This is a genomic window from Pseudomonas sp. 32_A (assembly GCF_017490905.1).
GTDB lineage: Bacteria > Pseudomonadota > Gammaproteobacteria > Pseudomonadales > Pseudomonadaceae > Aquipseudomonas > Aquipseudomonas inefficax.
Genome location: NZ_JAFGYI010000483.1, coordinates 1 through 245, shown reverse-complemented (window position 1 = coordinate 245; position 245 = coordinate 1). Strand labels below are relative to the sequence as shown.

Sequence of the window (245 nt, the reverse complement as noted above, 5' to 3'; positions counted from 1 at the left end):
GGTCCTTGGCGGCGGCGAACATGATCTCGGCGCACAGCAGCACCCACGACAGCAGGGCCCCGAGCAGCGAGATGATCAGGCCGACGCTGATCAGCACCGCACCCCAGTGGCCGACCACATGCTCCAGCACGGCAGCCATCGACGGGTTCTGCAGCCCGGCCAGTTCCGGCTGGGTCATCACCCCCAGCGACAACACGTTGACCAGCACCAGCAACGCCAGCACCCCCAGGAAACCGATCACCGTA

1 protein-coding gene is annotated in these 245 nt (G+C 66.5%); it reads right to left on the bottom strand.

Annotated elements, in window-relative coordinates:
* The coding region (locus tag J5M58_RS27525; RefSeq protein WP_207880670.1) for an amino acid permease at positions 1–245 on the bottom strand (245 nt) is incomplete at both ends.